We start from the raw sequence: 14,971 nt of genomic DNA, 5'->3' as shown, positions 1-14,971 counted from the left end.
TCTGCCACTTCAGCAAGGTGGCCGTAGTCGCAGTAGCGGCTTGAGCGATTTCTATGGGCGTTGCAACCATCGCATTCTCCCTAAAAAGGCAATGGTAAACGCAATCTTTATAGGCCCAACGAAACCCTTCTCCAATTAAAAACGACCATACGGCATACGGCAAAATGGCTATTCGTCGGGGCGCTCGACGGCAGCTTCGTCGACCTCGGCCTCCATCTCGTTGTTGACGGTTTTGGTCTTGCCAAAACCGTCCATCGCCACACCGTCAAAGCCCTGCAGCCACGCGTCGGCATGTTCCTGCCAGTAAGCTGGCACCTCACGCTCCTTGCCATCCTTGCGCGCTTGGGCGCCGTACATCCAGGCGTAGGTGGCGCGTTCCTGATCTTTCTTAGGCATGGCCATTTGCATCATCCTCCCGGAAATCCAGCAGCCTTGCGTGCCGCAGCTTCTCTTCGCCTTTGAGGGTCTCGACCCAGCCAACCAGTCCGGGCTTCAGCCACTCGGCCTTTTCCTTTTTATGTCCCTTCGGGACCGGGCCGCCAACCTTGCCCTGGACACGATCCCAAAGCGCTTGCCGCTCAGCGGCATTGAAGTTGACGAGTGCGCCGCCTTTGTAGAGGCCCTTTTCAGCCATGATCACCTGGATAGCTTTGCCGCGCTCGCGCTGTGCACCGATGATTTGCATTTCCTTTTCCTCAAAGCACTTGATCTTGCGCCAAGCGCTCGTTTGCCGCTGCGATATGGACTGCCCTTGAGCTTCGAGACCATGCCTTCTAGCCCGTCTCGTCGACCAGGTGGCAAACGGCGTCACCAGTGCGGCATCGCTCCGCTGAATTGAATGCGCCCGCCGGCAGGGATCATTTCGTGCAGGATCTCGCCGCGATCTTCGGTCGGCATCCCGCGCAGGTCATGATGCGTGGAACCCTGCCGGTTGCTGACCGTTCTCCGTCAATGGAAGCCCCGAACCAACAGAGCCAAACGATCCTCGTGGTTGACGGCGACGTCATCGCCCGATGCGTCATCGCGGACTATCTCCGCCACTGTGGCTACAGGGTGATTGAGGCCCATTTCGCACGTGAGGCGCAACAAGCGTTGAACTATGCGGAGTTCGGTGTGGACACCGTCTTGTGTGACGTTGACCTGCCGGGCAACATGAACGGGTTCCAACTGTCGAAGTGGGTTCGCGAGAACAAGCCCGAGGTCAAAATAGTGCTTTCTGCCGCAGTGGAACGAACTGCGATCGCGGCGGGCGACCTTTGTCAGGAAGGCCCGCACCTTGCGAAGCCGTATGAGCCGGCCAACGTAGTGGACCATATCAGGCGACTGCAGCGTGTTTGGAGCTTACGATCCAGGAACCCTAGTGCAAAGCGCAATTGATCTCTGTCCAGACGCCGAGAGGCTCGTCTGCATACCAATGGTGATTTAGCCCTGCGAACTGGACGCCGCTCAAAGGAAGAACGGCGTATAAGCCGCAGTCCTGCGTGCGGCCGCAACAGTGGACGGTTGTCGCGCGCAGGACGGAGGAAATTCGCCCTCCTGCCGCGGGCGGTGAACGGGATACCGTAGGAGCGTCAGCATAGCGCCGGCCACAGGACGGGACGCGGCACCGACTGTCCCCGTCCGGTAGTCCGCATGTTTTGGTCGAGCCGACCGGCTGAGATCGTGCGCATTTTGGTTCTCGACGGCACGGCCGCTGATCGGCGATGATGCGAGGACCGAGTTGCCTGGAAGAAATCGATCTGGTCTTGCACCTTTTTTGCTTCCTCATTCGCAGGGCAGCTTGTGATTTTCCAGCCTGACAGACCCTCCCCTGTCTATAAGAAATTTCCCGACGCAAGAGCGCACGTCCAACACAGTGCGGGCTCCAATGCTCACCGGCAGCGCGAGAATGGTAACCACCTACCTTGAGGGGAGCGCCACGTGCGTATTCAACGATGCAGGCGCTGCCAACCTCGGCATCCCCGGGAATAGCAGGCTTATAAATGTTATATCGTTGATCAACGCTATCGGCGCAGCCGCCGGGAGATGGACAGACCGCGTTCCAGCTAGGGGGATCGATGTTCCAGGCTAAAGGCATTGGCATGCCCGAATTAGAAAAAAGACCTGAATCCCGTAAAGCAGCAACAAAATGCCGAAAGCTATCCAGAAGCCGGGTCGCGTAAGCAATGCCAGATCTTTTCTTAGCTGCTCCATTCACATCAACTAACATGGCCAAGCGTCGTTCCCGTCCGCTGGGGACAAATTTCAACTAAGCTAATAGGCTTCGTCGCATAATGGCCGCGCCACTGCGGATCGAGACACCTCAGCGCCCCGCATGAGCACGCGCAACTCGATCGGAGGCGCAAGGAGAAAGTTCGGAACGGTTCCAAGAACCCCAAGCAAATTGAGCGCCGCAGCGGACGATAAGGTTCACGCATATCCCGGCGAACATCCGCACAGCAATGGTCAACATCAACGGCAGAAGGGCGTCCGAAAAGAAACGCATCTCTGCGTCACCGCCTCATCGAGAGTCACCGCTGCGGCATCTTGAATAAAGGTCGGCGATCCGAAGAGCATGCATTGCGCAAGATTTTCTAAATGACCTGATGCCGAGACCGGCCCAAGCGTCCACCCTAGCCTCCAGCCGGTCATTGCATGAGACTTCGACAGGCTGTTCACAATTATCGTCCGCTCTCTCATTCCGGGAATGGATGCTATTGAGGGAACTCGCCGTCGAACACTGTGCTGCGGTAAACCTCATCGCTGATGATCCATAGATTGTGCCGCTCGGCAAATGTGGCAATGGTTCCAGATCGTCCCTGCCGAACTCATATCCGCCGGGATTGTTTGGGGAATTCAGCAAGATCGCCCGCGTTCGATCTCCTACCGCTGCACTGAGAATATCCTCGGATGCCTTCCGCCGCGCATTTTGCAGCGATAGTTTGACGGGTCGGACCACTGCTCCACCGGCGCGTATTGCCGCTTCGTATGTAGATACCAAGGCTCAAGGCAAAGCACCTCGTCGCCAGCTCCGGCAACGGAAGCTTAGTGTGATTGGGCGGCCAGGCGGTCGGTCCCAATTCGTTCGAATGATGCGCTTGCCTCGCCAAGGTCGCATGGTGAGTCAGCCGGCAAACCAAAACACTCAACCGCCGGTTAGGCCCGGCCGCCTGATGCGCCCCACAAGAGGCTGTGCCGGGCCGTTCGTCGGGGCTTCTGCACCTGAGCGTTAATGTGCCCAGGCAACACACCATCGACGCCAAGACGATGGCAAGAAGGGGAGTCGCGCAGTCCTCAAGAATAAGTCAGCAGGCACCTAGACCGATGTAGGGCCTTCCAATCGCAGCTCTCGGCTCCTCGCGGCGCCGGCGCCCTGGCATCGTTTGATTGAACGAAGACGCTGAGTTGAGCTCTCGATACAAAAGCATCTCAGTCCTCGTGCCTCAATGGTTCCGGGCATGCGGCTGCAGGGGATGAAGTCATGAAGTTCAGGGATTTGATCAGACGCGCCGAGGACAATGTGGAGAGGTCGTTCGACGATCTCGAAGCTGACTTGGCTAACGCTGTCGACCAGTGCCTCGATTTGGAGGATGTCGCCGACGTGCCAAACATGGCAGGCGACAACAACGAACAGGATGACAGCGTACGGAGTGAGGGCGGTGCCGGCGACGACGATGATAGCTCGCCGATACCAGCGCATCGGCTGACCTCACACACGCAGAGCCGAATTGCTGCCGTGAGCTCGTTTAACGGCTTGTTCCACGATGCCAAGCTCCATTTCGAGGACATCAACGCAAAAATCTCCGAAATTACAGGCACATGTCAACTGACGTTCGAGTTTTTTCACATCCTTCACGCGGACATTCTCCGTGCGAACGAACTGGAGCTGGCGAATCAAAATCTGATCGCAGATCAAAGGAACTTGTCGGAAAGACTCAATGACCTGAACAGACGGTACTGTGAGCGTCAAGGCACCATCGAGACATTGCAGCAGCGCCAGGCAAGCCTTGTTCAGGAGTGTGAAGTGCTCCGTGGCGCGTTGGCCGCGGCAAGGCTGGAGCTGGTCGAAGCGGCGAACACCACCACAAAGAACGAAGCGGAATTTGGCGACCTCACGAACATGCTTGCCGCCGCAAATGTCGAGGCCGACAGGCGCTCCCGAGAGAACAAACAGCTGCGTGAAAAAAATGTGAGCCTGTCTATTGACCTGGAAAAGGCCATGAAGCGGGAGGAAGAGGCACGGCATAGGCTGGATGCCTTCTCGACGATCCATGCCAACGAAGCTGCGCGAAATTCCGAAATGCTGAGTGCGCTCGGCAAGAGCGAAAAAGAGGCAATCAAATTGCACACCTCACTCGAGGTTGCGCAGGCCAAGTTATGGGAGGTGACCGAAGCAGCCAGGATTATGCGGGCGGACATGGATGGCGAGCTTCAACGCTGCCAGGCTGAGAACCGAGGATTGCGCTCAGAAGTTCAAAGCCTCCAATCGCGCTTCGAACTCGCCTCAATCGCAAACAACGAGGCCGCGGCCGAGATCGCCAGGCTCCAGCTACAATGGAGCGACGCCCTGGCGGAAAAACAGGTGACTGACGAAAGGTTGGCCGCACTCGCTGAGGAGGCCGAAACCAACAAGGTGAACCTTTCCAAGATCACCGCAGATTTTGCGCAACTGTCCATGCAGCAGGCGTCCGATCAGATTGAACTCGATGTGAGACGGCAGGAATGTGAGGACTTGCGGGTCGAAATTGCCTCGGTCAATGCTCGGGTCAGGGAATTGCTGCCCTACAAGAGGTCGCATGGAAGCGCGAACGCCTTGCCGCATACATCTGACGTGGCAAATGTAGCGGTGACTGCAGACCGAACGGTGCATGCCGCACGCCGTGTCCGCCGGAGGGCCCTCGCCGCGTCGTAGGGGCAAAGAACCTCTCCTCGTGAGGCAATTGCCCCTGTCGATGATCGTGGAACGGTATGCGCTCTTTGTTGCGCAAAAGATGACAGGACGCTAACGCTGTTGTCGGAGCAGGACTTGGTGAGGCGGCCAGGAAAATCCTGTTGGGGCCTTGTAGCCGGGACAATGTCCCCAGACGAGCTCGCGCGTCGTCCGCCGGCGTCACCCCTGTCCGGCATCACGTCGCCTACCAGCCAGTATGTCAGCAAGCACGCCTGCAGTGTGCCCGCGGTCGACCGCCCACAGCCGCCATGTCATTGCCGGAAAGCCCTCGACATCTGGTCGGTAAGCGGCTTCAGCAGATAAGACCAGACGCTGTGTTCGTCCGTACTTATGTGAACCTCCGCTGGCATACCGGGTTTGAGCACTTTGGCATCGGTCAGACAGGTGGACTTGTCTTCGACATTGATGCGCGCCGAGAAATAAGAAAGCTGGCGCTGTTGATCTTTTATCAGGTCCGCCGAGATGCGCTTGACAGACCCTTGGCAGGCAGGCGTAGTGCCGGCGTCGAAAGCCGGAAACCGGATCGAGACCCGCTGACCTGGACGAACGTCATCTATGCGCGACGGCGCAATCAGCGCGTCGACGACAAGGTTGCCGGTGTCAGGGACAATCATCATGAGAACCTCGCCCGCGGCAATCACGCCGCCGATCGTGTGAATGGAAGATTCCTGTACGGTTCCCGATTGCGGCGCGCGGATGGTGGTTTTGGCCAGTTCGTCCTGTGCCACAACCTTGCGCTCGCTGAGTTCGGTTTGCTTGGCTTCCGTTTCACGAAGTTCGCTCGTTACGTCACTACGCCTTTGTTCATCGAGCTGAAGAATCTGCAATTCGGTCTCGCTGATCCGGGCCTGCGCCTCGGCAACTGCCGCCGCGAGGCGCCCTGATTCTCCGTGCGCCCGGGTGGCATCCAGTCTGATGTTGCTAAGTCGCTCTTTGGACACCAGTTTCTTTGTAAAAAGCGCCTGTACATCGACAAGATCGCCATCCAGCAGGACCACGGATTGTTCTTCCGCGGTCTGTTGCGCCTTGAGGCCCTCAACTTGGCGTTCGAGTTGCTTTGAGCGGCTTTGCAATTGTGCCTTCTGCCCGTTGAGGGCCGTAGCGCGGCTGTCGAACAGCGTGCGCTCGCCGTTCACCAGCGCAGCCAGCTCCGGCTCGCCCATTCGCGCTTGAAGGCTGAACGGAAGCTGCATCTCCGACAGGCCTTGCCGCTCTGCCTCCAGCCGCACAAGCCGAACCGTTGCCCGATCAAGATCCTTGCTAATTATCTGCAGATTGGCTCGTGTCAGTGTGTCGTCCAACCGTGCCATCACATCGCCGGCCCGTACATGATCCCCGTCTTGCGCGAAGATGCCACCTATCGTGCCGCCCGTCAGATGCTGCACCTTCTTTATGTTGCTCTCGACCACCACGGTCGCCGGCGCAATTACCGCGCCAGCAATCTTGGTCAGACCGAGCCAGAGCCCGCCGCCGGCAAGCAACATAACCGTGACCGCCGCACCCAGGATCAGGTTGGCCCCGATTCCATCGCGCGTGCCCGAAATCGCGTTGCGCCGGCTCCCATTGCCGATCGGGGCCGATGGAGCCATCGTCGCCTCAGACAAAAAAATATTCCTCATGCGTGACCGCTCACCCCTTTGTGCATCGCGACGGCCGCTGCCGGGCGTTCAACCGGCGCAGCAAAGGGGCGGATGACGTTGGCCAGGACCTCCTCGCGTGAGCCGAAGGCGTGAAGCATCCCATTGGACATTACGAGTACCCTGTCGATGTTGGTAAGGGCAGAAGGACGGTGCGCAACTACGATGACGATGCCTCCACGTCTGCGCACTGCCAGGATCGCGCCGGCCAAGGCGGTATCGCCATCGACGTCCAGATTTGAATTCGGCTCGTCCAGAACGACAAGAAACGGATCGCCGTAAAGTGCCCTGGCAAGCCCTACGAGTTGCCGCTGTCCAGCCGACAACGCTGTTCCTCCCTCGCCCATGCGAGTTTGAAAACCGTTCGGCAATCGCAGGATCATTTTGTCGACGCCCGCTGCCTTGGCAGCTGCGAGCACGCCCTTGGCGTCGCCCTTCCCGCCAAATCGCGAAATGTTATCGGCAACCGTTCCATCAAACAGTTCGACGTCCTGGGGCAGGTAGCCAATATGTGCGCCAAGACGTTCTTGGTCCCATTGGTCAAGCGAGGCGTCGTCCAGCCTCACCGTGCCGCGAAGTGGCTGCCAGACGCCCACCAGCGCGCGCACAAGCGTGCTTTTGCCAGAACCGCTCGGGCCGACAACGGCCATTCCCGTCCCTGCAGCCAGGCGGAAGCTGACATTGGCTACCGTCGGTTTTTGCTGGCCCGGTGGCGCTATAGTCAGGTCCTCGACCGCAAGCTCCGCTTGGGGGCGCGGAAGTTCCATATGTTCATCCCGGTCAGGAAAAGCGGCCAGGGCCGTTGCCAGTTGCGAATAGCTTTGCCGGAACGCGGCGAAGCCTCGCCAGTTCGCGATAGCGGCGTCAACAGGAGCCAATGAGCGGCCCAGCAAGATGGAGGATGCGATGATCACGCCTGGCGAGGCTTCGCCTCCTATCACCAGGTAGGCACCCAGTCCGAGAACGCAGGACTGCAAGGCCAAACGCAGTGCCCTAGAGAGTGCCCCGGTGGCGCCGACGACGTCGGAAAGCTTCTCTTGGTGCCTCAGATATGCGTTATTGATCTCGCCCCAGCGGTGGGCAAGCCGTGCGGAAAGGCCCATCGCGCGTACGACCTCCGCGTTGCGGCGTCCGGATTCGGCGAGATTGCGCTGCGACACCAGCGTCTCGGACGCGCGTGTCACCGATGTGCGGCCAAGAACTTCCGCCATGACCGTGAGCAGCACGACAATGATCGCACCGCTTGTGGACAACACACCGAGCGCGGGATGCAGGAAATAGATGATCAGCAGGTAAAATGGAATCCACGGCGCGTCGAAGATGACAGTCGGCCCCATTCCGGAAAGGAAGCCGCGTAGCTGATCGAGATCACGGAGGGGCTGTATCCGGTTCGCATCCTGCCCGCCAAAGAGCGGCAAGGACAGCGAGAGGCCGAACACCCTCTGCTTCAAATTCCTATGGACACGATTGCCCACTCGAACCAGCAGGCGCAGCCGCACGAAATCCAGCAGCCCGTAGACAGCGTAAAGACCCAGCATTCCGATGGTGAACCCGACAAGCGTCGGAACGCTCTGCGAAGGTAAAACGCGATCGTAAATTTGCAGCATATAGACCGAGCCGGTCAGGGCGAGAAGGTTTATGACTGCCGAGAAGACGCCGACGCCTACCAGGCCAGGCACGGTCCCAAGCATTGCGCCTCGCAGATCCGACGAACTCCTTCCACCAGGGTTCATGGGTTTCGACCTCCCGTGAGAGATCGTTGCGCAAGCTCACTGGCCCCACTGGGCACGGACATTCTCTTGCTGTTCAGGAGCGTATCCCCTTAGCCTTCTAATATTACGCCCCACTAACATGATTGGACTTTAGTCAAAATGTAGCAAAATCGTGGCGCTGACCCGAGAAACCCGGAACCCACATATTAAATCGGGGGAAAACTGCCGTTCCACCGTATTTAGACGGGGTTTCATGCCGGGCGAGCCACCCCAAGAAAACCGCTGCCTGCCGTTTTCGGGGCTTTCTCGGGATTTAGCGCTTCCTCGCAACAACCAGGAAGTGTTGCGCCAGCTGGCCAGGAACGCAAAGCCTTCTGCAGGCCTTCTCGACAGGCTGCATCATCATTTCACAGAACCCTGGCAACAGGTTTCCCGGCCGAGGCAGGTAACCGTACGGTATCGTCTGCTCGACGGTGAATCCCGAGGCAGTCAGGAGGGCCTTGAACCTCGCTGCGCTCAGCGTGTGGCGAATTGTGCGTCCAGACACTCGATTGAGCAGCCGGCACGCCAGGCCGACGGGCGACGTCGCATTCATGTGAACGTTGCACACAAGCCGCCCGCCATCTTTCAGGTGCTCATTGATCGCTTTCAGTGCATGCCATTTCAGTTCATCCTCTGCGTTCAGGAAAAAACGAAATGCGGTTACCACATCGAACGTCATACCCAACTGCTCCCTTGTAACGTCGACGTGACGCAAACTCACATTGGGCGGTACTTGAGCGCTGTCGAGCATAGTTCTGGAAACGTCGGCGCCAACCACCTCGCTGAAGAGGCCGGCGGCTACCTCGGCGATGCGACCTGTTCCGCATGCGAAATCGAGGCAGTTTCGGCTCGCTCCGCTCAAGGGGCGAAGAACGTCGAGGATCAGGGGCTTTTCGATGTTCCCCCAAAGCGCGCCATAATAGCCGGAACTGTGCGTTTTGTTGTAATGTAGGCCGTAGCCGGGCGCGCAATGGCTGGTCCTGTAGCCGTCCGACACCCAGCCGCCCTGCGCATTGCTCTCCTTGCTGGACGTAAATTCATGCCAATTTCCGGACTCACCGGCGCGCGACCTGGACCGCACAATTCGCGCTGACGGCATATGGGAAGCATAACTTGCAGACTGCGTCATCTGATCCGCGTTCGTTGAGGGTGTCAGGGTCGCTCCCTGGTTGAAAATGCGCCTCACCTTGGATCTCCGTTCAGTTGGGTTCGCCCCCCGATAGAACAGTAAGCTCCGCACGGACTGCGGCTGACGCCCTATTGGACCGCCACACTTTGCAGTTCACTGCTGAATCTGGCTTCGACAGTATCCCCCGGCAGCACAATGGCATCTTCGTCAGCCAACAGCTTGCGCCATTCATTGCCGATCTTGCGCACGATGGTCACCTGGGCCCGTACCGTTTCGCCGGCAATCGGCAATGGCTGTGTGGATGCTCCAGTCGGCTGCAGCTTCTCGCTGGCGGCATGGAGCCTGGCGGTGACATCCGCCAGCCGGGCGTTGGTGTCCTTCAGATCCGTCAGCAAGCCAATCCTCCTTTGATTGTCGTTGCGTTCGTGCTGTCTGACAAAGTCCTCCTGCTGGCGCCGCGCCCTCATCAGCTCGACCGAGGTTTGAAGCGCGCCGCTTGAAGACAGAAGCAACGCGCGCCTGACATCCGCGAGCCGGGTGTTGGTCAGATTGCCTGCATCGAATGCCTTCGTCACTCGCGCCAAATCTTGCTCATCCGCCTTCACGCTCTCGCCCTCTACTCGTTCGCGTTTCTGCAAAACGTCAATCTGCTCGGCAGCGTCCGTCCGGCCCTTCTCCAGAAAATCCTGTTCCTGCCGGAAATCGCTCAGCGCAACCTTCAGCGCCTCTGCTTCAGCCTGTGCCATCGCGGCTACAACGCTCGGCGAAAGAGGTGATCCCTGTGGTGTCTTCTTGTCGAAATCCGCCTGGCCCTGAAGCTCGGCGCGAATGCGGGCAGCGTGAAGGTATTCTTTCGTGTAATCTCCCCAGAGCATTTCGTAATCGCGCTTGAGATCAACCGGATCAGGCCCGGCCTGGCCTGCCCGTGATCGCAAAAGACTGAAGCCGCCGGAAACGGCCAGCGCCTGCCGTACAGTCATGAGCGGACGGTAGGCCTGTTGTCCTGGGGTGAGCACATCGCCCGTTACATAGATCGGGCGATAGTCCGCTATGATTGCTGTGACATCGTCGGGCTCGACAGTAACTGTCTGCTCCCGCCCGTCAGTCAGACGCACGTGAAAAATCTTGCTTGGCAAGAGCTCTTGCATTCGCCTTTGCAATTGAGACGCCGTCAGGCCTGCGACCATGATCATCCCCGCCTCCGGAAGGGCGATATTGCCATCCATCTGGACTACGGCGCGCTGCGTCCGATCAGGGATCGGCGCTATTCCTATCTCGACCGTATCGCCAGGTGAGAGTTGATAGGGCTCGACCTCGCCTGCGCAAGCCATCGAGGTTAGCGACATCATCACGACTGCGCCAAGAACGTATCGTCTACTGAAGGTCATTTGCGACAATCTCCTTCCGGTCGAACACCGGCTTCAAAGGCCATTCAACACGAGTAACGAAATCGTATACCGGGCCACCGGGCACGCCCCAGTTGCTGGACCAGACCACCTGGGTGCCGTCTGGAGACGGAGAGGCATGCGTCTCGCTCCAGTAGTCGAAGGGCGCGTTGTGCGTGTCTGCGACACGGCGGACCTCTCCACTGCCGTCTAGACGCAGCGCAATGACTTGCTGAGCGTAAGGCGCCCAATCCGGGTGCTGCGATAGTTCGGCTGGCGCGCCGCCATAACTCAGAAACACCCAGCCGGGCCTGCCGAGCGACCTGAGTGACGCATGCATGGCCTCGCCATATTTCATCAGCGAGGTAGCCTTGCCATCAGCCAAGCGGCGCTTGATCACCTGATATTTGTCAGGATCCGATTTGCTGATCCCGACATAGATTTCGCTTCCGTCGGAATCGACCGTCATGTCGCCATGGCCTGGTCGATGGTGCTCCATCCACTTCTGGCGCAATATGCCGTCTATGGAGAAGACGAAACTCGCTTCGATTCCGTCCGGTAATTGCTGGGAACACAATATGTTGATTCCGAGTGGTGAGATCGAGCAGGAGCCGGTTGTTCCCGGGAATTCGGCAAGATCGATATCGGGGAATTTCTGCCGTAGCTTTAGATCGTAGCCAAAGACCACCGCTCTGCCGTCATTGTTCGTTGCACGCACCGCAATCCGGCTGCCGTCGCGGCTCGGATTGCCTTTGTTGGGTCCAAATTTGAGGTTGGAGTACGCTGCGGAGGCAAACACGACGTCCTCATGATCGGTACGTGGCGCCCATGTCGCAATCTGCCGGCCCCCGACGCAGATCATCAACTCGGGATCGGTGGGATGCCATTCGCATTCGGTAGCGCGGTTGCGGTGGAACAAAGGCAAGTAGGTTTGTCCGTCGAGAAAGCACAGGCCACCGCAACCATTGGCGATCAGGAGCAGGCTCTGGTCGGCATTCCAAGCCTGTGCGCTTGAGTAACGGTGGGTGCAGTACTTCTTCCCGCATACACCTGCCCGGCCGAGAACGCCCGGTCTGGTGATCCGTGCGAAAACCATGCCAGACCAAGGATCCCTTGTTTCGTGCACATAGCCCGGCAGGTTGTCCACAACCGCTGTGGCCGCCGCCTCCGCTGCCTTGCTTTGACGGCCGCCGGCAACGTAGATGTTGGGAGATATGGCACCGGCAGCCAGCAACAGCGCCAACGCATGACGGCCGCCCAGGGTCATGTCATGTAACCCACTTCGCGCCGTACCCGGCCTTCACTAAGGCGCTCGCGCCACCACGTGATTGTTCGCTCCAGCCCATCGCGCAGGCTGGTCTGTGTCCGCCATCCAGTCTCACGTTCAAAGCGCGAGGAATCGGCGAGCAAGGCGCGAACTTCGGAATTTTGCGGCCTCAGGCGGCTTTCATCACGACGGACCGGCTTTTTGCAATCGGTCAACTCAAGAACAATGGCCAATACGTCCGAGACGGTCGCAGCGCGTTGGCTGCCAGCGTTGTACGCGTGGCCGAACTCGAGCTGGGCGAGACCTGCGGTCAGGAACGCTGTCGCGGTGTCTTCGACATAGGTCAGGTCGCGGATCGGGCTGGTATCCCCGACCATGATCGCAGGACATTTCGGGTCGAGGACTTGCCGGATAATGGTCGGCACGATGGCGCGCTCACTCTGGCGCGGGCCATACGTGTTGAAGGGTCGCATGATGACCACAGGGACATCGAACGACCTGGCGTAGGACTCCGCCATCATGTCGGCGCCGATTTTGGATGCCGAATATGGTGACTGTCCCTGCAGGGGGTGTGTTTCGCCGATCGGCATGGTTTGGGCAGTTCCATAGACCTCGCTCGTCGAGGTATGGATCACCCGCTCCGTCTCCCATAGGCGCGCCGCTTCGAGGACATTCACCGTGCCTAAGATGTTGGTTTCCACATAGGACTGGGCAGCGGCGTAGGAGTATGGAATCGCAATAAGCGCCGCCAGATGAAAAACCGCGGCTTGGCCGCGCATGATCCGGTTAAGGAACGCACTGTCGCGGACGTCACCACGGACGAGCCTCAACTGGCTGCGGATGGTGTCCGGCAGATCGTCTAGCCATCCATGGCTGTCAAAGGAATTGTAAAGGGCAAGGGCTGTGACATCTGCCCCGTTGCGAACAAGCGCCTCCGTGACATGCGAACCGATGAATCCGTCCGCGCCGGTCACCAGGACTTTCTTTCCATTGTAGCTCATCACTGCGCATTCTCTTGGCTGTTTGGAACGCTTCCCTTGGATATTCAAACGTCGATCGGCGGTACCGGAACCCAACCGACCACTGCCAGCACTCCCCGCACCATCCACGCGAGGTCGGAGACGATGGTGCGTCGCGGATAATATGAGAGGTCCAGTGTTGCCTTGGCGGGGAACATGACCTCCCGGTAGAACACGATCGGATCCACGGATTGGGGGAAGTAATGTGCTTCGTGCCGAAAAACGACCTGGGCTGGACCCAGCAGGCCTGGCTTGTATTGCAGCACGGCCCTAAGCTCGCCCCGGAAACAATCGGCGAAAGCTAGGCTCTCGGGTCGTGGACCGACTATCGCCATTTCGCCTTTGAGGACATTCCACAGCTGCGGTAATTCGTCCAGCTTCGTCGCTGCGAGAAAGCGGCCAACGGTGGTCATGCGTGTATCGCCCACGACCGTCAGCGCAAGGCCTTGAGAGCCGCAGTTCACACCGAATTTGCGAAATTTGTACATGCGGAAGGTTCGGCCGCCGGCCCCGATGCGGGTCTGAGCGAACAAGATCGAGCCACCGCCCTCGAGCAGAAGCGCTCCGGCGATCAGCAGCATCAATGGCGCCAATGCGACGGTAGCGATGCCCGCCACCGCAAGATCGATTGCGCGTCTCGCAAAGCCGTGATCAGGATTTGGAACGAACATCCGGTGAAAGGCAGGGTCTAACGCATTCATGCAGCAGTTCCTCTTTGGGCGCCTGCTTTGAGCGCGCCTGTTTTGAGCGCGGCTGCCAGGGCAGCCACGACTGATTCGGCGGCGGCGGAAGTGACCTGGGGGTGCAGCGGAATTGTGAGCTCTCGCTGAGCGAAATCCTCTGTGTGGGGCAAACTCACGCCGGGAAGGCGCTCGCGGTAGAACGTCATTTGGTGCACCGGCGGGTAGTGGATGGTGGTTTGTATGCCCTGTGTCCGCAACTCGTCGATGACATCCTGCCGGCTCACGTAGCGCGGCAGGACGATCGGCATGATGTGGTAAGCCGACGTCCGGGGTTCGCTGAATGGAATGACAATAGCTGGGCAACGGTCCGCGATCAGGCGTCGGTACAAGACAGCTATGATACGCCTGATTTCGTTCCACTCTTGCAGGTTCTGCAGCTGAACCAGGCCTATTGCCGCTCGCATCTCGTCCATTCGGTAGTTGAACCCAAGCATCGTGACATCATATTGCGGCGTACGACTGTTCAGCCGCTGATGCGTCCCCGTGGTCATTCCGTGCCCGCGGGCCAGGCGAACCCTGTCGAGCAGATCGGGGTCACGTGCAATCACGGCGCCCCCTTCGGCCGTTGTCATGTTCTTGTTGCCATAGAAGCTGAACGCGGCCGCGGCGCCGAAGGTCCCGACTTCCCTAAGCCCGGGCGCGTGCGCAGCGTCCTCGATGATATGCAGCCCGCGAAGCCGGGCGAACCGCTGCCATTGTTCCCGATCGGCGAGATACCCGGCGAAGTGAACGAGAATGACCGCTTTCGTGCGCGTCGTGCACCGCGCTTCGGCTTCCGCAACCGAGATCAACGGCACGTCGACGGACTCGATGTCGACGAAGACCGGCGTCGCCCCTACATACAGCACCGCATTCGCCGTCGCCACGAACGTCAGCGAAGGAACCAGTACTTCGTCGCCAGGGCCGATGCCCAAAGCATGGAGGAGAAGATGGAGCGCTGCGGTGCAGGAACCAACCGCGACGCAATCTCGCGCGCCATGCATGCTGGCAAAGGCCTGTTCGAACTCTCGTACCCTGTCCCCCATCGTAAGCCAGCCGCTATCAATCACCTGCGACAGGGCTGCCTTCTCTGGCACGCCTAGGATCGGGGCGCTCACCAAGAGCATC

At 59.1% G+C, this 14,971-nt stretch carries 12 protein-coding genes; 2 read left to right on the top strand and 10 right to left on the bottom strand.

Features of this window, described 5'->3' with window-relative positions; translation table 11 throughout:
• Nucleotides 1-168: 168 nt before the first annotated feature.
• Nucleotides 169-402: a hypothetical protein gene (locus tag X771_RS140730; RefSeq protein WP_023670915.1), complete on the bottom strand. Its 234-nt coding sequence runs from the start codon at nucleotides 400-402 to the stop codon at nucleotides 169-171.
• Nucleotides 389-811, bottom strand: a complete 423-nt coding sequence (locus X771_RS01000000165410) for a hypothetical protein (protein ID WP_245262756.1) — start codon at nucleotides 809-811, stop codon at nucleotides 389-391. Before X771_RS01000000165410 ends, X771_RS140730 begins: the two co-directional genes overlap by 14 nt.
• A 53-nt stretch (nucleotides 812-864) precedes the next feature.
• Here X771_RS01000000165410 and X771_RS140735 point away from each other — a divergent pair, with 53 nt between their 5' ends.
• Together X771_RS140735 and X771_RS140740 are read left to right on the top strand one after the other, a co-directional pair.
• Complete coding sequence (locus X771_RS140735) at nucleotides 865-1,377, top strand: response regulator (RefSeq protein WP_023670913.1); 513 nt, start codon at nucleotides 865-867, stop codon at nucleotides 1,375-1,377.
• Nucleotides 1,378-3,460: 2,083 nt separating this feature from the next.
• Nucleotides 3,461-4,891, top strand: coding sequence for a hypothetical protein (locus X771_RS140740; RefSeq protein WP_023689789.1), 1,431 nt, complete (start codon nucleotides 3,461-3,463; stop codon nucleotides 4,889-4,891).
• Nucleotides 4,892-5,181: 290 nt separating this feature from the next.
• On the opposite strand, the gene X771_RS140745 is transcribed toward X771_RS140740, so the two are convergent.
• The 8 genes from X771_RS140745 to X771_RS140780 all read right to left on the bottom strand — a co-directional run bounded on the left by X771_RS140745 (nucleotide 5,182) and on the right by X771_RS140780 (nucleotide 14,970).
• Entirely contained in the window at nucleotides 5,182-6,519 is a 1,338-nt protein-coding gene (locus tag X771_RS140745; protein ID WP_023689788.1) for an HlyD family type I secretion periplasmic adaptor subunit, read from the bottom strand.
• Between the two features lie 26 nt (nucleotides 6,520-6,545).
• Nucleotides 6,546-8,258 (bottom strand): type I secretion system permease/ATPase, encoded by a 1,713-nt coding sequence (locus tag X771_RS140750; protein ID WP_023689787.1) that lies wholly within the window; start codon nucleotides 8,256-8,258, stop codon nucleotides 6,546-6,548.
• 334 nt (nucleotides 8,259-8,592) lie between these two features.
• Complete coding sequence (locus tag X771_RS140755) at nucleotides 8,593-9,507, bottom strand: class I SAM-dependent methyltransferase (RefSeq protein WP_023714702.1); 915 nt, start codon at nucleotides 9,505-9,507, stop codon at nucleotides 8,593-8,595.
• A gap of 71 nt (nucleotides 9,508-9,578) precedes the next feature.
• The gene (locus tag X771_RS140760; RefSeq protein WP_023689785.1) at nucleotides 9,579-10,838 is read right to left on the bottom strand and encodes a polysaccharide biosynthesis/export family protein; all 1,260 of its coding nucleotides are present in this window, start codon (nucleotides 10,836-10,838) and stop codon (nucleotides 9,579-9,581) included.
• Complete coding sequence (locus tag X771_RS140765; RefSeq protein ID WP_023689784.1) at nucleotides 10,825-12,102, bottom strand: hypothetical protein; 1,278 nt, start codon at nucleotides 12,100-12,102, stop codon at nucleotides 10,825-10,827. The genes X771_RS140760 and X771_RS140765 overlap by 14 nt, the downstream gene beginning before the upstream one ends.
• Nucleotides 12,099-13,103: an SDR family NAD(P)-dependent oxidoreductase gene (locus X771_RS140770; protein ID WP_023681044.1), complete on the bottom strand. Its 1,005-nt coding sequence runs from the start codon at nucleotides 13,101-13,103 to the stop codon at nucleotides 12,099-12,101. The genes X771_RS140765 and X771_RS140770 overlap by 4 nt, the downstream gene beginning before the upstream one ends.
• A 44-nt stretch (nucleotides 13,104-13,147) precedes the next feature.
• Entirely contained in the window at nucleotides 13,148-13,822 is a 675-nt protein-coding gene (locus X771_RS140775; RefSeq protein WP_023681043.1) for a sugar transferase, read from the bottom strand.
• Nucleotides 13,819-14,970 carry a DegT/DnrJ/EryC1/StrS aminotransferase family protein gene (locus X771_RS140780; RefSeq protein WP_023689783.1) on the bottom strand — a complete coding sequence of 384 codons (1,152 nt, stop codon included), beginning with the start codon at nucleotides 14,968-14,970 and terminating at the stop codon, nucleotides 13,819-13,821. The genes X771_RS140775 and X771_RS140780 overlap by 4 nt, the downstream gene beginning before the upstream one ends.
• Between the last annotated feature and the right edge of the window lies 1 nt (nucleotide 14,971).

The sequence above is a fragment of the Mesorhizobium sp. LSJC269B00 genome (genome assembly GCF_000502815.1).
Taxonomy (GTDB): Bacteria; Pseudomonadota; Alphaproteobacteria; order Rhizobiales; family Rhizobiaceae; genus Mesorhizobium.
Note: the sequence above shows the minus strand (reverse complement) of the source record. Positions and strands in the feature narration are given on the sequence as shown.